The sequence below is a fragment of the Pseudophaeobacter flagellatus genome, from assembly GCF_021228235.1.
GTDB lineage: Bacteria > Pseudomonadota > Alphaproteobacteria > Rhodobacterales > Rhodobacteraceae > Pseudophaeobacter > Pseudophaeobacter flagellatus.
This window is the reverse complement of sequence record NZ_JAJQRG010000001.1, coordinates 76679-100098: the sequence shown is the minus strand read 5'-3', so window position 1 is coordinate 100098 and position 23420 is coordinate 76679. Positions and strand designations below refer to the sequence as shown.

The window sequence follows — 23420 nt, the reverse complement described above, 5'->3', positions numbered from 1 at the left end:
TGCTTATCCCTTATACAGTTTGGGGTTCAGGGCATCGCGTAGCCAGTCGCCCAACAGATTGATCACCAGAACCAGAACCACCAGCACGATGCCGGGAATGGCGGTGATCCACCAGCTTCCCGAAAAGATATAGTCGAACCCGGATGAGATCAGCGACCCGAGCGAGGGCTGGCTGGGCGGCATGCCCAGGCCCAGAAAGGACAGCGAGGCCTCGGAGATGATCGCATTGGCCACCTGCACGGTGGAGATCACAAAGATCGGCGACAGCGAATTGGGCAGGATATGGCGCACCATGATGCGCATCGGGCCAAAGCCCAGCACCCGGGCACTGTCGACATATTCCTTCTTTTTCTCGGCCAGAACGGTGGCCCGCACGGTCCGGGCATATTGCGGCCATTCGGCCACGCCAATCACCGCAATCAGGAAATAGACCGCATATTGGTTGAAGGTTTCAGACCCAAACATCGCCTGGGTCACCGCCAGAAAGATGATCGCCACCATCAAGGTGGAAAACGACAGCTGGATATCGGCCATCCGCATCAGCAGGCTGTCAACCCGGCCGCCGACATAGCCAGCGATCAGCCCGATCGAGATCCCCAGGATGGCCTGCAGCCCCACGGCACAGATGCCGATCAGCAGCGACAGCCGCGTACCATAGAGAATGGTGGACCACAGATCGCGGCCCTGATCGTCGGTGCCCAGCATGAACTGGGGATCGGCGCCATCGACCCAGAGCGGCGGGTATTCGCTGTTCATGATGTCGATCTGCCCCGGATCATAGGGATCAAAGGGCGCAATCAGCGGCGCGCAGAATGACATCACTGCAATCAGCAGAAAAATCGCCAGCGATACGATGGCAACCGGATTTTTCCGGAAGCTATAGCCGATGTTGGAGTTCCAGATCAGCGACCAGCGCGTAGGTTCGGAAGTGGTGCTCAGGCTGCTCATGCGCCCATCCTCGCAAGATTGACGGTGGGATTGACCAGCCCGTAGATCAGGTCAACGATTGTATTGGTGACAACAAAGATAAAGCCGACCACGATCAGATAGGCCACGATCAATGGGGTATCGACGCGGTTCACAGCCTCCAGGAACATAAAGCCCATGCCCGGCCACTGGAACACCGTTTCGGTCAGGATGGTATAGGCCACCATGGTGCCGATCTGCACCCCACCCACGGTGATCACCGGCAAAAGCGTGTTCTTCAGCGCGTGAACAAAATAGATCCGCCAGGGCCGGATGCCCTTGGCCTTGGCATATTTGACATATTCGCTCTGCAGCACTTCCATCATTTCGGCCCGGATCAGACGGACAAACAGCGGCAGCATGATCGAGGCCAGCGCGATGGAAGGCAGCATGATATGCATCCAGCCGTCAACCGTGGCAAAATTGGTCTCCCAGGGGCCAAAAACATGCACCAAATCGCCGCGCCCGTAAGAGGGGAACCAGCCATATTCAACGGAAAAGACAAAGATCATCAGGATTGCGGTCAGGAATACTGGCACCGAAATCCCAATGATAGAAATCCCCATGACCAGGCGACTCAGGATCGTGTTGGGATAGATGGCGGTATAAACGCCCACCGGGATCGACAGGCCGATAATGATGATGGTGGCACCAAAGACCAGCTCCATCGTAGCGGGCAGTTTCTTCAGGATCACATCCAGCGCGGGTTCTTTGAAGAAATAGCTGGTGCCCAGATCCCCCTGCAGGGCATTGCCCGCAAAGCGCAGATACTGGGTGACAAAGCTGTCATTCAGCCCCAGTTCATCGCGCAGCTCCTGTCTGACTTCTTCGCTGACGGATTGTCCGACAAGCTCGCGCAGCGGATCGCCGAGATTGTCCTGAATGGCAAAACCGATCAGCGAGATAACGAACATCACCGCGATCGCTTGAAACACGCGTTTCACAAGGTAAGCAAACATGCTTTTACACCTTCCTGGGGCAAGTAAATGGGCCTGGGGGAGTAGAGAATAGAGAGATGGCCTGCGGCCGATTTCAGCAACGGTTCTTGGCGGGTGCCGGATCTGCCCTCCCCAGCGCGGGAAGCACACCCATCAAGGCTTTGCAGAAAAGAAGAGCCGGAGCGGGTCAAACATGACCCGCTCCGGCCGCAAGCGAGGACGCCCCCTTAGTCGACGACGAGGTCACCGAAGTAAGGGAAGTTCAGCGCGTTCACGATGGCTTCAGCGTGGACACCTTTGCGGGCACCCCAAGCCAGGTTCTGCCAATGCAGCGGGATGAAAGCCGCCTCGTTATAGAGGATGGTTTCCATCTGCGTCAGCAGGGCTGCGCGCTTGTCGACATCGGTTTCCGCATTGGCCTGGGCCATCAGTTTATCAGCTTCTGGGTTGCAGAAATTGCCCGAGTTATACTGACCATTGCCGGTTGCCTCATCTGGGCAGTGGCTCAGGAACTGGTGGAAGTTTGCCGAGTCTTCGGTATCCGAGTGCCAGCCGATCATCATCATGTCTGCTGCGCGCTCGTCAAAGGCGGGCCAGTACTGGGCCTTTGGCATGGTTTGCAGGTCAACTTTGATGTTGATTTTTGCCAGCATCGAGGCAACCGCCTGAGCGATTTTGTCATCGTTCACATAGCGATTGTTTGGTGCCATCATGGTCAGTTCAAACCCGTCGGCATAGCCTGCTTCAGCCATCAGTTCCTTGGCTTTTGCAACGTCAAAACGCGGGGCCAGATCAGCGTTGTGACCAAGATAGCCAGCCGGGCTTGCCTGGGCGCCAACGGTGCCAAAACCACGCATGATACGATCTACGATACCGGCATTATTGACAGCATAGTCGATGGCCTTGCGGACGCGGGCATCTTTCAGCGCTTCGACACGGTTCTGGTTCATCTGGAAAGTGATGATCCGGGTGCCGGGCATGGTGATCAGATTGGTGCCTTCGTTTTCTTCGACGCGGGCCAGATCGGTGGGGGGCACGGGGGCGATGAAATCAACGTCACCGGACAACAGCGCCGCCACACGGGTGGGGCTTTCCTTGATCGGGGTCAGGATGATCTGGTCAACGTTCCCGGCAGTTTCGGTGTCCCAGTAGCCATCAAAACGGTCAAAGACCATTTTCACGCCCTGCTCACGCTCGGTCACAACAAAGGGGCCGGTGCCAGAGACATTGCGCGAGGCAAAGCTGTCGCCGTGCTTGACCAGCTCGGCGCGGTCCTTGCCGTCTTCGGTGGTGCCGGAGTAAAACTGGCTGTCCATCGGGAAGATATAGGTCGCCGTGTGCAGCACCAGCGGATAGGGTTCCGAGGTGATCAGATCAAAGGTGTGATCGTCAACCACCTTCACATCCGTGAACAGGCTGAAGATCCCCTTGAAATCAGGGCTTTCTTTCAGGCGATCAAAGGTCCAGTCGACATCGGCCGCAGTCAGCGGGTTGCCCGAATGGAAGCTCACACCTTCGCGCAGATGGAAACGGGTGGTGGTCTCGTCGATCTGTTCCCAGCTGGTCGCTAGGCGGGGTTCAAACTGAAGATCCTGGGTCCAACGGACCAGCGGGTCAAAGGCCATATGCGAAAACTGCAACGTGCCGCCGGACAGTTGCTCATGCGGGTCCAAAGACACCGGGTCGGCGTCATAGGCAACCTTCACCGTGACTTCGGCCTGCGCCACTGCACCAAAGGTGAGCGACATCACGCCAGCCGCAGCGATGCGGATAAAATTATTCATTTTCCCTCCTTGTCGGGAACCTTGGTGGCCCCCTTTACATCTGTGCAAGCTACCTAATGCATCGTGCCGACCAGCGGCCAATGCCAATTTCAAATTGCCCATGCAAATCAGGAATAGAGCGGATACCGATCCACGCACAAACAAAAACAGCGGCGCGCAGAATGCCTGCAAGCCGCTGTAATATGGTCATTTTCAACAAGGCACCCCAAACTGCAGCACCGCCCGGCCCGCTAGCAGCGCGCTTTCACATGCCCAAGTTTACCCTGCGACGCCCAGGGCCGTGCCGCCAAAGATGGTCCTAGACCGAGACCAGCGGCAGCACTTCGGCGCGCGGACTATCAGCCCTGGCACCGTCAAAGATCACCTCGCCGCGGCGCAACACAACGATGTGGTCCGCAAGATCATAGGCAAAATCGAAATACTGTTCGACCAGCACAATCGCCATCTCGCCACGGCCACGCAGCAGGCGGATGACCTCGCCGATCTGCTGAATTACATTGGGCTGGATGCCTTCGGTGGGTTCGTCCAGCAGCAGCAATTTGGGTCGGGTGATCAGCGCCCGCGCAATGGCCAGCTGCTGCTGTTGCCCGCCCGACAAATCGCCGCCACGCCGATCGATGAAATCCTTCAGGACCGGGAACAGGTCAAACACCTCATCCGGGATATGATGTTCGGATTTGGCCAGGCAGGAAAAGCCGGTTTCCATGTTTTCGCGCACGGTCAGTTGCGGAAAGATCTCGCGCCCCTGCGGCACCACTGCGACGCCTTTTTGCGCCAGCTTATGCGCCGGCAGCGCAGGCAGGTCTTCGCCATCCAGAACCATGCGCCCACCCGAGCGCAGATGCTGGCCGCAGATCGCCCGGATCAGGCTCGTCTTGCCCACGCCATTGGTGCCCATCACACAGGTCACCGCCCCCGCCTGCGCCGACAGGGACACCCCATGCAGGATTTGCGAGTGACCATAGTGCAGGGTGAAATCTTCAAGTGTCAGCATCTGTCAGCGCCCCAGATAAACGTCAATGACCTGGCTGTTTGCGGTCACGTGATCCAGAGAGCCTTCAGCCAGAACAGCCCCTTCGTGCAGCACCGTCACGCGGCAGTCCAGCCGCCGGACAAATTCCATGTCATGTTCCACCACCACAACCGCGCGGGTCTTGGCGGCCTCGACCAGAATGGCGGTGGTATGCTCGCGTTCGGCCGGGGTCATGCCAGCTGCGGGTTCATCCACCAGCAACAAACGCGGCTCTTGTGCCAGTAGCATGCCGATTTCCAGCCACTGTTTCTGGCCATGGCTCAGCTCGCCGGATTTGCGCTGCAAGGCCTCCAGGAGGCCAATTTCACTGGCCAGTTCTTCCACCCGCGTCAGATCAACCGGGCTGGGCCGGTAGAACATCACCGCCAGCGGCCCACGCGGCGCGCGCAAGGCCATCAGCAGGTTTTCCAGCACCGTCTGGTCCTCAAACACCGTGGGTTTCTGAAACTTGCGCCCGACCCCTTCGCGGGCGATGCGCGCTTCGCTCATGCCCAAGAGCGAAATATTTCGTTCGCCCCAGATCACCCGGCCCGCGTCCGGTTTTGTCTTGCCGGTGACGATATCCATAAAGGTGGTCTTGCCCGCGCCGTTGGGGCCAATGATTGCGCGCATTTCCGCCGCGCCAATGGCAAAGCTGAGGTTGTTGATCGCCTTGAACCCATCAAAGCTGACCGACACGCCAGAGACTTCCAGAAGCATGCTCATTGCTCCGCCTCCTTTTCGCGCAGGGCGCCGACGCCCGGTCCCAGATCCGCACCGTGGCGGTCGGGCTGGCGGCGGTCGCTCCACAGATCCACCAGGCCACCAATGCCGCGCGGCGCAAAGAGCGTCACCAGGACAAAGCTGAGCCCCAGTACGATCAGCCACCAATCCACCCATTTCAGGGTATAAAAGCCAAGGTTTACATCCGGCGCCTGCCCGCCGGTAAACCACGACGACACCAGGCTGACAAAGACCGCGCCAATCACCGCACCATAAAGCCGCCCTCGGCCACCAATGGCGACCCAGACCGCCAGATAGATCGAGGCCACCGGGGCAATTTCCGCCGGGTTGATGATACCCGCCTGCGGATAATACAGCGCCCCTGCAATACCTGCGATAATCGCCGTGACGGTAAAGATGAACAGTTTGTAGCCTTCAACTGAATAGCCAAGAAAGCGCACGCGGGCCTCGTTGTCGCGAATGCCACGCAGCACGGATCCAAACTTGCCCGACACAATCCAGGCCGCAAACAGATAGCCCAGCGCCAGCGCCAGCCCCGAGGCCCAGAAGAACCAGATCGACAGGGTCGCCTGTGGCACGTGATCCAGCCCCGGCAGGTTTTGCAGCCCCGACAGCCCGTTGTTGCCCCGCAACCCACTGTCATTCTGAAACAGATAGAGCGCCAGCCCCAATGTCATCGCCTGCGTCAGGATCGACAGGTAAACGCCGGTCACCCGCGAGCGGAACGCCAGCCAGCCAAAGACCAGCGCCAACAGCCCCGGCACCGCCACCACCAGCACGAGCTGCATCAGCAGACTGTCGGCGAACATCCAGACAAGGGGAAACTCGCTTGATCCCACCACGCCAAAGATCTGATTGCCAATGGCATCGACAATTTCGCTCTCGGTGGCGGGGATCGGTGCCTCAGACAGTGACGAGACAACAATCGCCTGGGTGCGGGCATACATCAGCCACATGCCGATCATATAGCCGCCCAGGCCAAAAAAGGCGAAATGGCCCAGCGACAGGATGCCCGTGTAGCCCCAGACCAGATCCATCGCCAGCGCCACCAGCGCCAGGCACAGCGTCTTGCCCAGTGTTTTGACAAAGCTGGTCGAGATCACCCCGGCCCCGGCGCCATCGGCCAACAGGGTCACGCCCAGCACGAACAGCGCCAGCACAGCCAGAAACACCAGCGTCGACGGGTTTCGTTTGAGGAATGTGTCGGACATGGGTTCAGTCTCCTGCCGCCCGGCCTTTGAGAGCGATAATCCCTCGTGGGCGAAATTGAATGAAGACGATGATAAAGACGATCATATAGGTCTGCGCCGCCAGGGTGTTCGACGGGTTCAGCCACTCGACGCCTTTTTGGAAAAAGCCAATCATGGTAGCCCCAGCAAGGGTGCCCCAGATATTGCCAACCCCGCCGACAACCACGGTCATGAAGCTCTGGACGATGTAGTCCGAGCCCAGTTCCGAGGTCACCTTGGCAAACAGCCCGATGGCGACGCCGGCAATCCCCGCGATGCCCGACCCCAGACCAAAGGTCAGCATATTGACCCGCTCCGGGTTGATCCCCATTGACGCGGCCATGCCGCGGTTCTGCGTCACTGCACGGGTTTCCAGCCCCAGCCGGGTGCGGCGCATGATGAACAGGAACACACCCAGAAAGATCAAAGCCAGCATGAAGATCGCGATGCGGATATAGCTGATCGACACCACATCATTGATGATCCAAGCCCCATCCAGCCAGCCCGGCGCGGTCAGCGGACGCGCCTGGGTGCCAAAGATGTTCTTGGCCAGCTGTTGCAGCGCAATCGAGATGCCAAAGGTGGCCAGCAGGGTTTCCAGCGGGCGGTTATACAGCCAGCGAATGACCAGCCGCTCCATCGCCACCCCGGCGGCAAATGTCACCGCAAAGGCCAGGGGCACCGCCACCAGGATCGACACCGTATGGTTGGGGATGACCTGCTGCACCACATATCCAGTATAGGCCCCCATCATGATGAATTCCCCATGGGCCATATTGATCACCCCCATCACCCCAAAGGTAATGGCAAGGCCAATGGCGGCGAGGAAATAGATCGAGGCCAGCGACAGCGCATCCAGCGTCAGATCTACCGCCTGACCAACTGCCACCTGAGTGGCAATGGTTTTGAGCGCCGCCTGCGCAGCATGGGTCATGACCGCCGAGGGTTCATCGTAGATTTCGGCAAAAACATGTGCATTCAGGCGCGCGGAAATCTGTGCAGCGCTGACCAGCGCCGGGGCCTGTCCGGCCTTGACCAACGCAGCATAAGCGCGTGTACGGGCGTCTTCCTTGTTTAACTGCGCCAGCGGAACACCTCCGACCCGGCCACCCTCGATATGGGCAGCCAGCGTCGTGCGGATCTCATCGCTGGATAGACGCGCCGGGGCCAGTTTGGCCGCAACCAGGATGTCATAGGCCGCATCCTGCGACAGCGCGCCCGCCCCCGGTTCCACCCTGCGCGCGACATTCAGCCCTTCGGGGATCTGCCCCGCAAAGGCCTGCAACCCTGTCGTCACCAAGGGGTTGAGCGTGCCGCGCAAATCCAGCCCCAGATCCCCAGACATCTGCTCAATCGTCGCAACCCTGCGCGGAACGTCACTGTCATAGGCGATGGTCAGGAGCTGCGCGATACGGCGCTTGCGCGCCTGCAGAACAGGGTCGACCTCCCCTTCGATAGAGGCACGCAGCGGGGCCAGCAGATCAGCCCCCGGCGCGCGTTCAATAGCCAGCAGCGCATCAGCGCGCCGAGCGGGGTCCGGGTCGCTCAGTTGGAATTGCACCAGAGCGGTGGCGATCAGCGCCCGAATGCCGCTGTTGGGTTTGATCTGTTTCAGGTCCGATTTGGCCACATCACCAACCGCCTGCCCGGTATCAAAATCAAAAAGGCGATAGTTTTTGCTATCCAGCTTTTCGCCGCGAAAGAACATTCCGTCAGATATGCGCATCCACAGGGCCTTGACCTGCCAGGCCTCCAGCACGGCCTGTGCCTCAGGCAACCCGCTGTCGGCCAGCGCCGCAATCGCCGGGGAAATGGTCTTGCGAGAGCTTTTCAGGATCAGCGCCCCCTGCTCTTGCAAAACCGCCTGCATGGGGCTTGGGTCTGCGGTGCCTGGGTTGGCCAGAGGCGTCTGGGCCTGTTGCGACAGGGCAGCAAGGCTCGACAGAAGGACCAGAAGGCCCGCCAAAAGGGTAGTTCTCATGATACTGGTGCCTTCAATGTCCCGCAGAGACACGGCCCTGCGGGACTGTTACGATCAGTAGTTAGAGTTCAGCTGAACGCAGGATTTGGTTTCGGTGTTGTACATGCCGCAGCCAATGTCTTTCCAATCGGACATCAAGACCGCACTTTCGGGCAGGAAGTCGGTCCAGGCGTCGCCGGGGACTTCTGTGGTCTGGCTGATGATGTCGAACTGGCCGTCTTCCTGAATTTCGCCAATCAGCACCGGCTTGGCCAGGTGGTGGTTGGGCAGCATCACGGCGGTGCCGCCGGTCAGGTTGGGGAACTCCTGGCCATACATGGCGCTGCGCACCGCATCCACATCAGCGGTTTTTGCCGCTTCCACCGCGTTTACCCACATGTTGAAGCCGATGTAATGAGCTTCCATTGGGTCATTGGTGACGCGCTCATCGCCCATGGTGGTTTTCCAGGCGTCGATAAACGCCGTGTTGGCTTCGCTTTCAGCCGATTGGAAGTAGTTCCAGGCCGCCAGATGGCCCACCAGGTTGGATGTATCCAGACCAGAGAGTTCTTCTTCGCCAACCGAGAAGGCGACAACAGGGATATCATCGGCGGAAATGCCCGCTGCGGCCAGTTCCTTGTAGAAACCAATGTTGGCATCGCCATTGATGGTGGAAATCACCCCAACCTTTTTGCCATCTGCGGCCAGGGCAACAACATCTGCCACGATCTTGGACCAGTCAGAGTGACCAAAGGGGGTGTAGTTCACAAAGATATCTTCGCTCGCAATGCCCTTGGACTGCAGGTAGCTTTCCAGGATATTGTTGGTGGTGCGGGGATAGACATAATCGGTGCCGAGCAGCGCGAATTTTTCAACACCCAGCTCTTCGAGGAAGTAATCTGTCGCCGGGATTGCCTGCTGATTGGGTGAGGCACCGGTGTAGAACACATTCTTGGAGCTTTCCTCGCCCTCATACTGCACCGGGTAGAACAGCAGGCCGTTCAGCTCTTCGATCACGGGCAGAACCGATTTGCGGCTGACGCTGGTCCAGTTGCCAAAGATCACATCGACATCATGTACGGTCAGCAATTCACGCGCCTTTTCGGCAAACAGCGGCCAGTCAGAGGCCGGATCGACAACAACCGCTTCCAGCTCACAGCCCAAAACTCCACCGGCGGCGTTCTGCTGGTCGATCAGCATCAGCATGGTATCTTTCAGCGTGGTCTCGGAAATCGCCATGGTCCCGGATAACGAATGCAGGACGCCAACCTTGATGGAACAGTCACCGGCGAATGCCGGTGCGCTCAGGGCGGCGACAGCAGCGGTGGCTGCCAATGTGGTTTTTAGATCGATCATATATATCTCCCGGCGGAGGGGGTCGGGGGTGCTTGCGTCAATGCGCATCTTTCCGTACCCAGTCCCCGCAACCTTTGTTGCACCCGTGTGGCGACCGTTCAGAGCTGCAATTCGTCTGGTCGTCACACACCCAATCCAGAGCATCCACTCGTCTCGGGCCTCTATAGTGCTTCTGCATTGCGACATTTGAAGCAACGCGCAGGGCAGAGAAACCCGATGCCATGCTCAGAATTGATCAAAACTTGCGCATCCATCCCGCCCAAGACCCAAAAAATAGGCAGTTGGATTTTCCCGGCCTGATTTTTGCAGGTTTTTGTAGAGCCCCAGGCCAGAACTGCCGAAAAAAGTGGCAGCTGAATTGCAGCCCGCCACTTTGCGCATGAGGAGACCGGCATTACCCTGACAGCCGACATATCGCAGCAAACTGCCCAGCCGGTTCAGCCCGGCCAGCCCCGCACACGCGGTACTGTCAGCCTGTCTGCAAAACTGACGGCACGGGGTACGGCCCTGCAGGGGCTGCGCCAGTCCGGCTCGTTCAGGTGCCTGTTTCCGCGCCCCAAGACCACAACGCTAGAGGCGGTGCTGATCAACACAGCCGGCGGCATAACCGGCGGCGACGATATGCGTATCAACGCCGTGGTCGGAATTGATGCTGCCCTGACCCTGACCACACAGACGGCCGAGCGCGCCTATCGCGCCCAGCCCGGTGAAGTAGGACAGCTGCGGACAAAACTGACTGTTGCCGCTGGTGGCCATGTAAACTGGCTGCCGCAGGAAACCATTCTGTTCCAAAGCTGCGCCCTGTCGCGTCGGCTCGATGTGGATCTCGCTCCGGATGCCAGCGCCCTGCTGGTGGAACCACTGATCTTTGGCCGTATGGCCATGGGCGAAGTGGTGACACAGGGGCTGTTTCACGACCACATTTCCATACGCCGCGACGGGCAGATGCTCTATCGCGACGGGCTGCGATTTAACGGCAATATGCAGGCGCAGCTGGATCGCCCGCATGTGGCAGCTGGTGCCCGGGCCATGGCAACACTGATCTATGTGGCCCCGGATGCGCCGGGGCAGCTGGCTCCGTTGCGAAGGCTGTTGCCCGACAAAGCCGGTGCTTCGGTGATTGGGGATGATCTGTTGCTGCTGCGCCTTCTGGCCACTGACGCCCATGATCTGCGCCTCAGCCTGATCCCTGTTCTGAACCGCTTAACCCGCGATACCCTTCCCCGATGCTGGATGATCTGACATGAACCTGACCCCCCGAGAAAAAGACAAACTGCTGATTGCCATGGCCGCCGAAGTGGCCCGCCGCCGTCTGGCGCGCGGCGTCAAGCTGAACCACCCCGAGGCCATCGCCCTGATCACCGATGCTGTGGTGGAAGGCGCCCGCGATGGCCGTTCCGTCGCTGACATGATGGAGGCAGGCGCCGAGGTCATCAGCCGTGACCAGTGCATGGCGGGCATCGCCGAGATGATCCATGACGTCCAGGTCGAAGCCACCTTTCCCGATGGCACCAAGCTGGTGACCGTTCACAACCCCATCCGCTAAAGGAAATCCCCTATGAAAACTCTGTCTTTTGCTGCCGCCTCCGGTCTGTCTCTTGCGCTACTGAGCACGCCAGTGCTGGCCCATGGCGCGGTAGAAATCCACACCCACCCCAAAGACATGCTGGGCCTTGCGGCGCTTGTCGCGCTGGTCATCGTCGGTGGCTATATTGCCTGGAAGACGCGCACATGATCCCCGGAGAGCTGTTCCCTGCGCCCGGCAATCTGACGCTGAATGCGGATCGTGAGGCGCAGGTTCTGATGGTGGCGAACACCGGCGACCGCCCGGTGCAGGTGGGCTCGCACTATCATTTCGCCGAGGCCAACCCGGCGCTGGAATTTGACCGAGACGCCGCACATGGCTGCCGCCTGGACATCGCCGCCGGGACTGCCGTGCGGTTTGAACCCGGCCAGCGCCGCGAGGTGCAGCTGGTGCCCTTTTCCGGTGCCCGGCGGGTCTTTGGCTTTAACCAAAAGGTCATGGGCGCGCTCTGACCGCCGCTGTCACCCTCGGGGCGCATACAACTGCGCCCCAATACCAAACTGTTTTGCCGAGGTTTCAACCGCATGCCCACCCAGATTTCCCGCGCTGATTATGCCGCCATGTTTGGCCCGACCACTGGTGACAGGCTGCGCCTTGCCGATACGGACCTGATCATCGAGGTCGAACGCGACCTCACCGCCGAGCGCGCTGCGGGCTCAAGAAGTGCGGCGCTCTATGGCGAAGAGGTCAAATTTGGCGGCGGCAAGGTGATCCGCGACGGTATGGGGCAATCTCAGGCCACCCGCGCCGCTGGGGCGGTGGACACGGTGATCACCAATGCGCTGATTGTCGATCACTCTGGCATCTACAAGGCCGACGTGGGCCTGCGGGACGGGCGCATTGCCAAGATCGGCAAGGCAGGCAACCCAGATACCCAGCCCGGCGTTGATGTCATTGTTGGCCCCGGCACCGAGGTCATCGCCGGTGAAGGGCGCATTCTGACCGCAGGGGGATTTGACAGCCATATCCATTTCATCTGCCCGCAGCAGATCGAAGACGCGCTGCATTCCGGCCTCACCACCATGCTGGGCGGAGGCACCGGGCCAGCCCATGGGACTTTGGCCACCACCTGTACCCCCGGTGCCTGGCACCTTGGTCGCATGATGCAGGCGGCGGATGCGTTTCCGATGAACCTGGCCTTTGCCGGCAAGGGCAACGCATCGCTGCCCGCAGCCCTGGAAGAGCAGATTCTGGGCGGCGCCTGCGCTTTGAAACTGCATGAAGACTGGGGCTCGACCCCGGCCGCCATCGACTGCTGCCTGTCGGTGGCAGACGCCATGGACGTTCAGGTGATGATCCACACAGATACCCTGAATGAAAGCGGCTTTGTCGAACATACTGTCGGCGCCATCAAGGGCCGCACCATCCATGCCTTCCACACCGAGGGCGCCGGTGGCGGCCATGCGCCGGATATCATCAAGATCTGCGGCGAAGAGCATGTGCTGCCCTCCTCGACCAACCCGACACGGCCCTTCACCGTGAACACGCTGGAAGAGCATCTGGACATGCTTATGGTCTGCCATCACCTGGACAAATCTATCCCCGAAGACGTCGCCTTTGCTGAAAGCCGCATCCGCCGCGAGACCATCGCCGCCGAGGACATCCTGCACGATATGGGCGCATTCAGCATCATCGCCTCTGACAGCCAGGCCATGGGCCGGGTGGGCGAAGTGCTGATCCGCACCTGGCAGACGGCTGATAAGATGAAGAAACAGCGCGGTCGTCTGGCCGAGGAAACCGGCGACAACGACAATTACCGGGTGCGGCGTTACATCGCTAAATACACCATCAACCCCGCGATCGCCCATGGCATCAGCCATGAAATCGGTAGCATCACCGAAGGAAAGCGCGCTGATCTGGTGCTTTGGGATCCGGCGTTTTTTGGCATCAAACCGGAAATGGTATTGCTGGGCGGATCCATCGTGATGGCACAGATGGGCGATCCCAACGCATCGATCCCGACGCCACAGCCAGTCTATTCGCGCCCCATGTTCGGTGCCTATGGCCGGGCGGTGGAAAACAATGCCGTCACCTTTGTGTCAGAGGCGGCGCAGGCCGCTGGCATCAGCAAGACACTGGGATTGGCCAAACAGACCGTAGCGGTGCGAAACACCCGCAACATCGGCAAGAAAGATCTGGTTCTGAACGATGCTACCCCGGTGATGGAGGTCAATCCCGAAACCTATGAGGTACGCGCCGATGGAGAGCTGCTCACCTGTCAGCCTGCCGAGGTTCTGCCCATGGCGCAACGTTATTTCCTGTTCTGAGGAGACCCGCATGGAACTGCCAACTGCTCGCGAAATTCTGCACAGTCATCACAGCGACGATGAGGTCACGCTGACCTATGACGCCCGCTTCCTGCGCCGCAAGGTGCTGACCACCACCAGCGGTGCCCAGTTCCTGGTGGATCTGGCCCAGACCACCTCTGTTTCCGGGGGCGATGCCTTCAAATTGTCGGATGGGCGGCTGGTCGCTGTGGTGCCCGCCAGCGAAGCCCTGCTGGAGGTCACCGGCGATCTGGTGCGGCTGGCCTGGCACATCGGCAACCGCCACACCCCCTGCCAGATCGAAGACACCCGCCTGTTGATCCAACGCGATCATGTGCTGCGCGATATGTTGCAGAAACTTGGGGCGGACCTGCACGAGGTCGAAGCCCCCTTTTGCCCCGAAGGCGGTGCCTACGGGCACGGACGCACCCATGGCCACAGCCACTAACGCCCAGATCCTACTGCTGAGCCAATGGCTCAGCCCTGCCTATCCGGTTGGGGCCTTTGCCTATAGCCATGGGCTGGAAGCGGCGGTGGATCAGGGCTGGGTCCGCAATGGCAGCGATCTGCAAGACTGGCTTGATGACCTGCTGGAGCATGGCGCTGGGCGCTCGGATGCGCTGTTTCTGGCCGCCGCCTGGCGCGCCAAAACCCGCAAAACCCTGATTGACACAGACACCACCGCCCGCGCCTTTGCCGCCAGCAAAGAGCGCCTGTTCGAAACCTGCCAACAAGGCGGAAGTTTTTCCAGGGTAACCCAGGCTGTCTGGGGGACCGAGCTGACCAATCCGCCTGGGCAGCCTGGGCTGACCTATCCGGTTGCGCTGGGGGCAGCGGCCGCCGCTCAGGCCCTGCCACTGGACCTGACCCTGTCGATGTATCTGCAGGCCTTTGTGTCCAATCTGATCGCCGCTGGCCAGCGGCTGTTGCCGGTTGGTCAGACCGAAGGCCAAGAAATCTTGCACCGGCTCACTCAACGCCTGCCCGAAATCGCGGAACACAGCGCGGATGGTGATCTGACGCGGTTGTCGGCCACCGCCTTTCTTGGCGATATTGCCGCAATGAAACATGAAACCCAACGTTCAAGGATTTTTCGCACATGATGAGCCCCAATGGCCCCCTTCGTATCGGCATCGGCGGCCCGGTTGGCGCCGGCAAGACCACGCTGACCGCCGCCCTGGCCGAAACCCTGCGCGGGCGTCATTCGATAGGGGTCATCACCAATGACATCTACACCCAGGAAGACGCCGAAGCGCTGGTGCGGATGCAGGTGCTGCCCTCGGATCGGATCATCGGGGTTGAAACAGGTGGCTGCCCCCACACGGCCATCCGCGAAGATGCCTCGATCAATCTGGCGGCCGTGGCTGAAATGGTCAGCCGCCACCCCGAGGTTGAAATCATACTGATCGAAAGCGGCGGCGACAATCTGTCGGCCACCTTCAGCCCCGAGCTGGCAGACCTGACCATCTATGTGATTGATGTGGCCGCCGGCGAGGAAATCCCCCGCAAGGGCGGGCCGGCCGTGACCCGGTCAGATATTCTGGTCATCAACAAAACCGACCTGGCACCCCATGTTGGGGCCAACCTGGATGTCATGGCGCGCGATGCCGCCCGGATGCGGCCAGACCTGCCCAGCTATTTCACCAATCTCAAGGCCCGGACCGGGGTTGATCAGGTCTGGAACCGGATCCGTGAAATCGGTGGCCTGCCCGGCATGGATTAGCATCAACCACATTGTTGACAAAACTGGTAGGGATAAATATGGATCCTTCACATTGAATTTCAGCAAGGTGTCAGAGAGTCCCCTCCTCTCTTTGCCCAGCCATATCTTTAAGCCCTGTTCAGGCCTCTGCCTGCAACAGCGCAGTGGAGCAGTATGGTGGCGAAGAGTCTGGTTGCGCGTGTCTCTCCCCCTTGGGGGCAGCTAATATCCGTATGGTGCAGGCCTTGGCTCCGGTCCCATACGGGCCGGGCGGCCTGGCCGCTGCTGACGGCACAGGTGATGCTCGTCCTGCTGCTCATGCTGCCCGGCAGGGCCGTGGCAGATACCGACGCTTTCCCGGTTACAATTGATCACCAATATGGCAGCAGCCTGATCCCGGCCAAGCCACGCCGCATCGTCTCTCTGAGCTATATCGGCCATGACTTTCTGCTGGCACTGGGAGAGCCCCCCTATGCGCTACGCAAATGGTTTGGCGCCTATCCCTATGGGGTTTGGCCCTGGGCGCAAGCGACCCTGGGCACGGCAAAGCCCATCGTCATGCAAGGCGAAATCGACATCGAATCCATTGCCGTGATGGCCCCCGATCTAATCGTCGGCCAATGGTCCGGCATGACGCAGGCCGAATACCGCCTGCTGTCACGCATTGCCCCCACCATCCCGGCCCAGGCCAAGCACGGCCCCTATGGCACCCCCTGGCAAGATATGCTGCGTGTTCTTGGGCGGGCCACCGGGAAGCACCAGATGGCGCAGCAGATCATTGCCGATCTGGAAAACCGCTTTGACACGCTGCGCGCCAGCCATCCCACCTGGCAGGGCGCCAGCGCCGTCATGGTCTGGGGTGGGCAAACCGGGGCCTATACCGCCCGAGACATTCGCGGGCAATTCATCGAAGCTCTTGGCTTCAAGGTGCCCGAGGTGATCAACTCCAGTGCGGCGCTGAACAGCTATTACGCCCTGATCCCGGCGGAAGACCTGTCACCAATTGATGTGGATGCGCTGATCTGGCTGGACGCCGGCGGTTCTGTCAGCCGGTTGCAGCGCATGCCGTTGCGCCCGACCCTGCGGGCCTATGCCGAAGGGCGCGAGATTTACGCCGACCTGCTGCTTTCGGCAGCCCTGTCCCATTCCAGCCCTCTCAGCCTCGACTACGCGCTTGATCGGCTGGTGCCGCTGATCGAGGCGGCGATGGACGGCGATCCCGCCACGCCGGTGCCCAGCATGGTCGCGGCTGATCTCTTGCCAAAGGCGCGGTAACATGACCCTGATCACAACAACTGCCTCGCGACCACAGCGCAAGCGCATCCCGGATCGGCACCTCTGGCTGCTATTGGCGCTCGTGGGCTTGGCGCTGCTGTCTTGCCTGTCGCTGCGGTTGGGGCTGCGCCCCATTGGCTGGAACGAAATCTGGGCCTCTTTTGTTGCCTATTCGCCAGAGACCGCAAATCATATCGTCATTCAGCAAATGCGGCTACCAAGGCTGCTGGCGGCCTGGCTGGGTGGGGCGGCGCTGGCGACCTCGGGTATGCTGATCCAGGGGCTGACCCGCAATCCTCTGGCCGATCCCGGCCTGCTAGGCATCAACGCGGGCGCGGCCCTGGGCGTGATCCTGTGCATCTTTCTGTTGGGCATCTCTGATCCTGCCGCATTTGTCTGGGTTGCCATGGCGGGCGGGCTGGTGAGTACCATTCTGGTCTTTCTGCTTGGCGGCGGGCAACGGGGGTCCAACCTGCGCCTGATCCTGGCCGGGGCGGCGCTTAGCGCGCTGTTCCTGGCATTGGGGCGCAGTCTGCTGCTGGTCAGCCAGCGCAGCCTGGATGTTTATCGGTTCTGGGTTCTGGGCGGGCTGGACGGTATTGAGATGCAGACCATTTTTGCCCTGCTCCCCATCTTTGGCTTTGGCGCGGCGCTGGCGCTGATCAGCGCATTTCATCTGAACGCGATGATCCTGGGCGAAGACACCGCCCGCGGGCTGGGGTTGCGCACCGCCGGCACCCGGACCCTGGCGGTGGCGGCAATCCTGTGTCTCTGTGCCGCCACGGTTTCCATGGCTGGACCAATTGCCTTTGTCGGCCTTGTGGTGCCGCATATGGCGCGGCGCTTTTCTGGTGCGGATATGCGCTGGTGCACCCTGTTTTCCGCCCTCCTGGGGGCTGGCCTTTTGATGCTGGCGGACCTTGTCGGACGCCTGCCTTTCTTTGGCGGTAATATGCAGGCCGGGGTCATGGTGGCCCTGATTGGCGGCCCCGCCTTTGTCTGGCTGTTGCGCCGAAACGAAAGGGGGCTGCGATGACCCACTGGACCCTGCGCCTGCCCTTTATATCGCTACGCCTGTCTGCGCGGGGCAGTGCGGTTGCGCTTGCACTGGCGCTGATGATCGCAGCCGGGGCGCTGCTGGCGCTACGCCTTGGCACCTATCCGCTGGTAGCGGGAACCTGGGTGGCCATCCTGGGCGGGGGTGGCAGCGATATCGAACAGATGATCCTGCTGGATCACCGCCTGCCCCGCATTCTGACCGCGCTTGGGGCCGGGGCCTGTTTTGGCCTGTCTGGGGCCATGTTCCAGACCATGTTGCGTAACCCACTGGCCTCGCCGGATGTGATTGGTTTCAACGCTGGTGCCAGCTGTGGTGCGCTAGTGGCGATCATTACCGCTGGCAGCGCTGCAACCGGGGGCACGGTATTGCTGGGGGCGCTGCTGGGGGCATTTTGCACCGCAGTGCTGGTGGTCGGGTTGGCCTGGCGAAACGGGCTGCAGGCTGAGCGGCTGGTGCTGATCGGGCTGGGGGGGGGCTTTGCCCTTGCCGCCCTGTCCGACCTGTTGCTGAGCCGCACGGATGCGCGCACCGCCGCTGATATGACCAAATGGCTGATCGGCACTCTGAACGCCCGCGACTGGCAGGATGTCACCCTGGTCTGGGCCGGGCTTGCGCTGCTGTCACCGGTGCTTGTCTGGCTGCATTTCCCGCTGGCGCGCCTGGGGCTGCCAGAGGATCTGGCCAGCGGGCTGGGGCTGCGGCTGTCGCCACTGCGGCTGACCATCACCGCCCTGGGCATTGTCCTGGCGACCCTGGCGGTCTGCAGCGCCGGGCCGCTGCCCTTTGTGGCCTTTGCCGCTGGCCCGATTGCCCGCTCCCTGCTGCGCAATGGCCAGCCTGCCCTGCTGGGCGCATCCGCGATTGGCGCGCTGCTGGTGCTGGCCGCAGATACTGCTGCCCGCATGATCGTGACCCTTCACCTGCCCGCCGGCGTCTTCACCGCATTGATCGGCGGCCCGGTGATGATCTGGCTGCTTGTCACCCAGCTTCGCAAAGGAAAACTCTGAATGACCCATCCCGCCTGCCAGTCCCCTGGCCTGTCCGCCCACCAGCCCGCCAGCCGAGATGTACGCCTGCGCGCGCAGGCGCTGTCGGTCGCCTATGCACAGGCCCCCATCCTCAGCGATCTGACGCTCGACATTCCCGATGGGGAAATCACCGTGATTGTCGGCCCCAATGCCTGTGGCAAATCCACCCTGCTGCGATCTCTGGCGCGGCTGCAGCGGCTCTCGGCCGGGCAGGTGCTGCTGGATGGCAAGAATATTCACCACCAGCGCAGCCGGGGCGTGGCGCAGCGGCTGGCGATCTTGCCGCAATCTCCCACCGCCCCCGAGGGCCTGACGGTGCACGATCTGGTCAGCCGTGGCCGCACCCCGCATCAATCCGCCCTAAAGCAGTGGTCGCGCCAGGATGCCCGCGCCGTAGAGCAGGCGCTTGAGCGCACCAGCATGGGCCCCCTGGCCCAGCGCAACCTGGAAGCCCTGTCTGGTGGCCAACGCCAGCGCGCCTGGATTGCCATGGCCCTGGCACAAGAAACCGACATCCTGCTGCTGGACGAGCCAACGACCTATCTGGATCTGCCACATCAGATCGAGCTGCTGACCCTGGTACAATCGCTGAACCAGGACAGCGGACAGACCGTGGCGATGGTGCTGCATGACATCAATCTGGCAGCCCGCTTCGCCAACCACATGATCGCCCTGCGCGCCGGAGAGGTCTTTGCCAAGGGGCGGCCAGAGCAGGTGGTAACCCGCGAAAACATGGCCCAGGTCTTTGGCCTGAAATGCCAGATCATCTCCGACCCGGTGCACGCCACCCCTCATGTCATTCCAGAATAGGACCGCAGCATGTCGATATCCACAGGTTTCCCCTTAGAGGCCAGAGCCGAGCTCTGTGATGTTGGTTTTTCCCCGCTGCGTGCGGTCATGCTGCAGCAGGCACGCGCGCATGAACTAGCGATCCTGGAGGACAGCGACAGCGCGATCAGCATCGAGGTCACCGCCTTTGGCCAGTACCGCTTTGAGGCCTGCGGCAATGGCACTGTGGTGACCATCACTGCCACCCTGCCGGATCGATTGTTCATGCTGCAGGATGGGTTTTGCGACACGCTGGCACAGCTGCTGCCCGAGGCCGCTGAAAGTCTTCGCTGGACACAGAGTGCCAGCCCCTCGCAGACAGAGGTAGGGGCACCCCTTCGGACGGGAGAACCGCCGCAGGCCCAACTGCCGCCAAACCTGCATTTCACTACGGTGCAATCCATCACCCCCATCGGCACAAGCTTCCTACGGGTGCAGGTGAAAGCCGATGATCTCAGCAGCTTTCAGGACGATGCGATACACTTCCGACTGGTTCTGCCACCGGAAGGTTGCAGCACGCCAGAATGGCCAAGCGTTTCCGCCAGTGGCGCAACTCTCTGGCCAAAGGGGGACAAGGCGCTGCATCGCCCGGTCTATACCACCCGCTGGATCAACCGGGCGGCCGGGCTGATGGCGTTTGACATCTTTCTGCACGCGGGCGGGCGCGCCACCAATTGGGTGTGCGGTGCAACGGTTGGCGATCAACTGGCCATCGCAGGCCCCGGCGGCGGCGGGTTGGTGCAGAGCAACAAAATTGTGCTGTTCGCCGATGAAACCGCCTTTCCTGCAGCAGCACGCATTCTGGAAAACCTCTCGGCAGACAGCCAGGGACAGGTCACCCTTGTGGCCGATCAGGGCGCCGCCTGCGGGTATCCTGTCGCGCCCCCCAAAGGGGTAGAGGTGACCTGGCTGACCCGCTCCGAAGCCGGGGATCTTGCAAAGCGTGCCCTGACGGCCCGCGCAGCCCTGCCCGATCACTTCTTCTGGTTTGCCGGTGAAAAAAGCGCCGTCACCCCCGTACGCGCCGCCATCAAGGCGGGCGACCCAGCCCCCGGAACCACCTATATCGCCGCCTACTGGAGCCAGCAATGATCCGCTATATGACCCTGCCTTCCATTGCATTGCTTGCACTGGGCACCCTGGCCACCGCGCAAGACTCCCAGCAGCCCGCCCTCTCTGCCACCCCCTCGGCGCGCAGTTCGGCCCCCGTTATGACAGCGCCCAGTGTCGACAGCACCGGCACGGACCTGGCACCAGCGGCCCCGACAGCTGCGACTGACGCACCGGCTGCCCCGCAAGGCACCGCCCTGCCGGACGCGACCGCCGCAAACACCCCCGACACCGCCCCTCTGGGTCAGGATCAGGCGTTTTTGCAACTGGCCGAGGCAAGCACTGACAAAGCACTGAAATTCCTGCGTGATGGCGGCCCCTCCATCTGGGCGATTGCCGCGCTCTCGGTGATTACCCTGGCCCTGATCCTGTGGAAGATCTGGCGCTTGGCGCTCATTGGGGCTTGGTCCAAGGGCAAGGCAAGACAGGCCCTCGCCGCCTATGAGTCAGGTCATCCCAACGCAGCCCTGGCCATCGTCAAGGGCCGCATGGGTATTCGTTCCAAAGTGGTCAGCGCCGGATTGGTCGCCCTGCAGCAACGCCCCGAAGCCCGCGCCCGCGAAGAGGTTGCACGGGTGGCCAAAAAGCATCTGGCCCAGGCAGCCACCGGGCTTGGCGCGCTGGAACTGATTGCCACCATCGCGCCGTTGCTTGGGCTGCTGGGCACGGTTCTGGGCATGATCGCCGCCTTTCAGGCCCTGCAGCAGGCCGGTTCCAAGGCCGACCCAGCGCTGCTGGCCGGCGGGATCTGGGAGGCGCTTTTGACCACGGCGGCCGGCATGGCGGTGGCGATCCCCGCCTCGGCTGCGCTGACCTGGTTTGAGGCCGTCCTCACCCGGATCCGCCAGGACATTGAAGACAGCGCCACCCGCCTGTTTGTCTCCCAAACCCCGCCAGAGCTGCAGATCGCGGCAGAGTAATCAGATGCATTTCAGCGATCCCCCAAGACGCCGACGCAAGCCAAGCCTGACGCCAATGATCGACGTGGTCTTTTTGTTGCTGGTCTTCTTCATGCTGGCCTCGCGCTTTGGCACCGAAGCAGTCCTGGAGCTGCCTTTGGCGGGCGGAGGCGGTAGCTATAGTGGTCCGCCACGGCTAGTGGGCATCGGTGCCAAGAACCTGGATCTCAACGGTGTGCCCATTGCAGAAACCCATCTGGGCGAAGCCCTGGCACCCTTGATGGCCAAACCCGAAGACCTGGTGATCCTGCGCGGTCGCGATGCTGCCGATGTGCAGCGCATCATTGATATCACGACCCTGCTGCGCGCCGTCGGCTACAGCAATGTCGTCTTGGTAGAGTAAGGTCACAGATGGATTTTTCATCGCCCCCCCGTCGGCCACGCGCTGAATCCATCGTGCCGATGATCAACGTGGTGTTTCTGCTGCTGATCTTTTTTCTGATGACATCGCGCCTGGCGCAGCCCGACCCGTTTGAGATCGTGCCCCCCAGCGCCGCGCTGGAAGCCGAAGCCGAGGCTGATCCGGTGCTGTATATCGACGCTGCGGGGCGCATGCATTTTGACGGCAGCGAAGGAAAGGCCGCGCTGGTGCGCCTGTCGCAGATTGGCGGCGAGGCCCCGATGGTGCTGTTGCGCGCTGATGCCAAACTAGAGGCCAAGGCGCTGGCCGGCATTCTGCGCCAACTGGCCGCCGCCGGGCTTGGCCGGGCCGAACTGGTGGTGACGCCCCAATGAAACGCAGCGCCGAAGTCACCGTCTTTGCCGGGCTTGCCGCCCTGATCCATGTCAGCCTGTTTGCCACGGCACCGCCGTCGGGCGTCCAGTCCAGCGGTGCTGGTGGCGAGGCCATGGTCTCTCTCACTGCGGCAAGCGCCACGGTTGCCGAGATGGTGGAAACCTGGGAACGCCCGCCGCCGCCCCCGGTTACCACCGCAGATCTCGACACACCAGAGGCGCCGAAAATGCCCGAATTTGAACTGGCAGAGGCACCGCAGGTTGCGGTGCAGATGGCCCTGCCCCAACCTGGCAGCGCCACCGTGGTAGAGGTTGACCTGTCAACGCCCCCGCCGCCACCCGAGCCGGAACCTGAACCCCAGCCTGAGCCAGAGCCTGAGCCGAAACCCAGGCCAAATCCCGCGCCCACGCCGCCCCCAAAACCGACCCAGGCGACGATCTCTGATCAGACGGTGGAATACCGCGCTGCCCAGCGCGCAGCCGGGTCTGGTGGCGGTACGCAGACCGGGGTTTCTGGTCGCAGTGCAACGGCAACAATATCCGCCGGGCGGCAGGCAAAGCTGAGGGCCCTTTGGGGGGCAAAGATCCGCTCTCGTATTGAACGGCGCAAGCGCTACCCCTCGGATGGGCGTGGCAATGGCCGGGTGGTTGTTCAGATTACCGTTGCGGCCAGCGGCGCGCTGGTCAATGTGCGCGTCGTCAAATCCTCTGGCTCTGCTGCTTTTGACCGGGCGGCGCTGAAAGCGGTCAGCCGGGCGGGCAAGTTTCCCAAGATGCCAAAGCAGCTGGGCGGTGGTCACTCCAAGTTTTCCCTGCCGATAAGCTTTAGCAAATAGCCCCCGCTTGGGATTTGTAAGAGACGGGCCCATATGCATCGGCGCT

Annotated in this window: 25 protein-coding genes; 17 read left to right on the top strand and 8 right to left on the bottom strand. The window is 61.4% G+C overall.

All coding sequences use genetic code 11. The annotated features are described in order from the left end of the window. Positions 1 to 3: 3 nt before the first annotated feature. The 8 genes from LRK71_RS00475 to urtA form a co-directional block, all read right to left on the bottom strand. A complete protein-coding gene (locus LRK71_RS00475; protein WP_232400328.1) occupies positions 4 to 948 on the bottom strand; it encodes an ABC transporter permease in 945 nt (314 codons plus the stop codon). Beyond that, positions 945 to 1925, bottom strand: coding sequence for an ABC transporter permease (locus LRK71_RS00470; RefSeq protein WP_232400327.1), 981 nt, complete (start codon positions 1923 to 1925; stop codon positions 945 to 947). Before LRK71_RS00470 ends, LRK71_RS00475 begins: the two co-directional genes overlap by 4 nt. A gap of 206 nt (positions 1926 to 2131) precedes the next feature. After that, the gene (locus LRK71_RS00465; protein ID WP_232400326.1) at positions 2132 to 3688 is read right to left on the bottom strand and encodes an ABC transporter substrate-binding protein; all 1557 of its coding nucleotides are present in this window, start codon (positions 3686 to 3688) and stop codon (positions 2132 to 2134) included. A gap of 298 nt (positions 3689 to 3986) precedes the next feature. Beyond that, positions 3987 to 4682 carry an urea ABC transporter ATP-binding subunit UrtE gene (gene urtE / locus LRK71_RS00460; RefSeq protein ID WP_232400325.1) on the bottom strand — a complete coding sequence of 232 codons (696 nt, stop codon included), beginning with the start codon at positions 4680 to 4682 and terminating at the stop codon, positions 3987 to 3989. 3 nt (positions 4683 to 4685) lie between these two features. Continuing rightward, a complete protein-coding gene (urtD, locus tag LRK71_RS00455; protein WP_232400323.1) occupies positions 4686 to 5426 on the bottom strand; it encodes an urea ABC transporter ATP-binding protein UrtD in 741 nt (246 codons plus the stop codon). Continuing rightward, positions 5423 to 6655, bottom strand: a complete 1233-nt coding sequence (gene urtC, locus LRK71_RS00450) for an urea ABC transporter permease subunit UrtC (RefSeq protein ID WP_232400321.1) — start codon at positions 6653 to 6655, stop codon at positions 5423 to 5425. The genes urtD and urtC overlap by 4 nt, the downstream gene beginning before the upstream one ends. Before the next feature lie 4 nt (positions 6656 to 6659). Then, positions 6660 to 8654, bottom strand: a complete 1995-nt coding sequence (urtB, locus tag LRK71_RS00445; protein WP_232400319.1) for an urea ABC transporter permease subunit UrtB — start codon at positions 8652 to 8654, stop codon at positions 6660 to 6662. Positions 8655 to 8708: 54 nt separating this feature from the next. After that, positions 8709 to 9989 carry an urea ABC transporter substrate-binding protein gene (gene urtA / locus LRK71_RS00440; protein ID WP_232400318.1) on the bottom strand — a complete coding sequence of 427 codons (1281 nt, stop codon included), beginning with the start codon at positions 9987 to 9989 and terminating at the stop codon, positions 8709 to 8711. Positions 9990 to 10382: 393 nt separating this feature from the next. Between urtA and LRK71_RS00435 the strand changes: the two genes are divergently transcribed. The 17 genes from LRK71_RS00435 to LRK71_RS00355 all read left to right on the top strand — a co-directional run bounded on the left by LRK71_RS00435 (position 10383) and on the right by LRK71_RS00355 (position 23374). Continuing rightward, positions 10383 to 11231 (top strand): urease accessory protein UreD, encoded by an 849-nt coding sequence (locus LRK71_RS00435; protein WP_490363245.1) that lies wholly within the window; start codon positions 10383 to 10385, stop codon positions 11229 to 11231. A gap of 1 nt (position 11232) precedes the next feature. After that, a complete protein-coding gene (locus LRK71_RS00430) occupies positions 11233 to 11535 on the top strand; it encodes an urease subunit gamma (protein WP_232400316.1) in 303 nt (100 codons plus the stop codon). 12 nt (positions 11536 to 11547) lie between these two features. Beyond that, on the top strand, positions 11548 to 11724 hold the full coding sequence (locus tag LRK71_RS00425) for a hypothetical protein (protein ID WP_232400315.1): 177 nt from the start codon (positions 11548 to 11550) through the stop codon (positions 11722 to 11724). Beyond that, the gene (locus LRK71_RS00420; protein ID WP_232400314.1) at positions 11721 to 12026 is read left to right on the top strand and encodes an urease subunit beta; all 306 of its coding nucleotides are present in this window, start codon (positions 11721 to 11723) and stop codon (positions 12024 to 12026) included. The genes LRK71_RS00425 and LRK71_RS00420 overlap by 4 nt, the downstream gene beginning before the upstream one ends. A 72-nt stretch (positions 12027 to 12098) precedes the next feature. Next, positions 12099 to 13841 carry an urease subunit alpha gene (gene ureC, locus LRK71_RS00415; protein ID WP_232400313.1) on the top strand — a complete coding sequence of 581 codons (1743 nt, stop codon included), beginning with the start codon at positions 12099 to 12101 and terminating at the stop codon, positions 13839 to 13841. A 10-nt stretch (positions 13842 to 13851) separates the two neighbouring features. After that, on the top strand, positions 13852 to 14289 hold the full coding sequence (locus LRK71_RS00410; protein WP_232400312.1) for an urease accessory protein UreE: 438 nt from the start codon (positions 13852 to 13854) through the stop codon (positions 14287 to 14289). Continuing rightward, the gene (locus tag LRK71_RS00405) at positions 14273 to 14944 is read left to right on the top strand and encodes an urease accessory protein UreF (protein WP_232400311.1); all 672 of its coding nucleotides are present in this window, start codon (positions 14273 to 14275) and stop codon (positions 14942 to 14944) included. Before LRK71_RS00410 ends, LRK71_RS00405 begins: the two co-directional genes overlap by 17 nt. Then, a complete protein-coding gene (gene ureG, locus LRK71_RS00400; protein ID WP_232400310.1) occupies positions 14941 to 15564 on the top strand; it encodes an urease accessory protein UreG in 624 nt (207 codons plus the stop codon). The genes LRK71_RS00405 and ureG overlap by 4 nt, the downstream gene beginning before the upstream one ends. Positions 15565 to 15843: 279 nt before the next feature. Continuing rightward, the gene (locus LRK71_RS00395; RefSeq protein WP_232400309.1) at positions 15844 to 16818 is read left to right on the top strand and encodes an ABC transporter substrate-binding protein; all 975 of its coding nucleotides are present in this window, start codon (positions 15844 to 15846) and stop codon (positions 16816 to 16818) included. A 1-nt stretch (position 16819) separates the two neighbouring features. After that, a complete protein-coding gene (locus LRK71_RS00390) occupies positions 16820 to 17854 on the top strand; it encodes a FecCD family ABC transporter permease (protein WP_232400308.1) in 1035 nt (344 codons plus the stop codon). Beyond that, positions 17851 to 18885 (top strand): FecCD family ABC transporter permease, encoded by a 1035-nt coding sequence (locus LRK71_RS00385; RefSeq protein ID WP_232400307.1) that lies wholly within the window; start codon positions 17851 to 17853, stop codon positions 18883 to 18885. The genes LRK71_RS00390 and LRK71_RS00385 overlap by 4 nt, the downstream gene beginning before the upstream one ends. Then, positions 18886 to 19716: an ABC transporter ATP-binding protein gene (locus tag LRK71_RS00380; RefSeq protein ID WP_232400306.1), complete on the top strand. Its 831-nt coding sequence runs from the start codon at positions 18886 to 18888 to the stop codon at positions 19714 to 19716. It abuts the gene before it with no gap. Between the two features lie 9 nt (positions 19717 to 19725). Further along, positions 19726 to 20826: a siderophore-interacting protein gene (locus LRK71_RS00375; protein WP_232400305.1), complete on the top strand. Its 1101-nt coding sequence runs from the start codon at positions 19726 to 19728 to the stop codon at positions 20824 to 20826. Continuing rightward, positions 20823 to 21764, top strand: a complete 942-nt coding sequence (locus tag LRK71_RS00370) for a MotA/TolQ/ExbB proton channel family protein (RefSeq protein ID WP_232400304.1) — start codon at positions 20823 to 20825, stop codon at positions 21762 to 21764. The genes LRK71_RS00375 and LRK71_RS00370 overlap by 4 nt, the downstream gene beginning before the upstream one ends. A gap of 4 nt (positions 21765 to 21768) precedes the next feature. After that, on the top strand, positions 21769 to 22146 hold the full coding sequence (locus LRK71_RS00365) for an ExbD/TolR family protein (RefSeq protein WP_232400303.1): 378 nt from the start codon (positions 21769 to 21771) through the stop codon (positions 22144 to 22146). An 8-nt stretch (positions 22147 to 22154) separates the two neighbouring features. Further along, positions 22155 to 22538, top strand: coding sequence for an ExbD/TolR family protein (locus tag LRK71_RS00360; RefSeq protein ID WP_232400302.1), 384 nt, complete (start codon positions 22155 to 22157; stop codon positions 22536 to 22538). Then, on the top strand, positions 22535 to 23374 hold the full coding sequence (locus tag LRK71_RS00355) for an energy transducer TonB (protein WP_232400301.1): 840 nt from the start codon (positions 22535 to 22537) through the stop codon (positions 23372 to 23374). Before LRK71_RS00360 ends, LRK71_RS00355 begins: the two co-directional genes overlap by 4 nt. Positions 23375 to 23420: the final 46 nt, after the last annotated feature.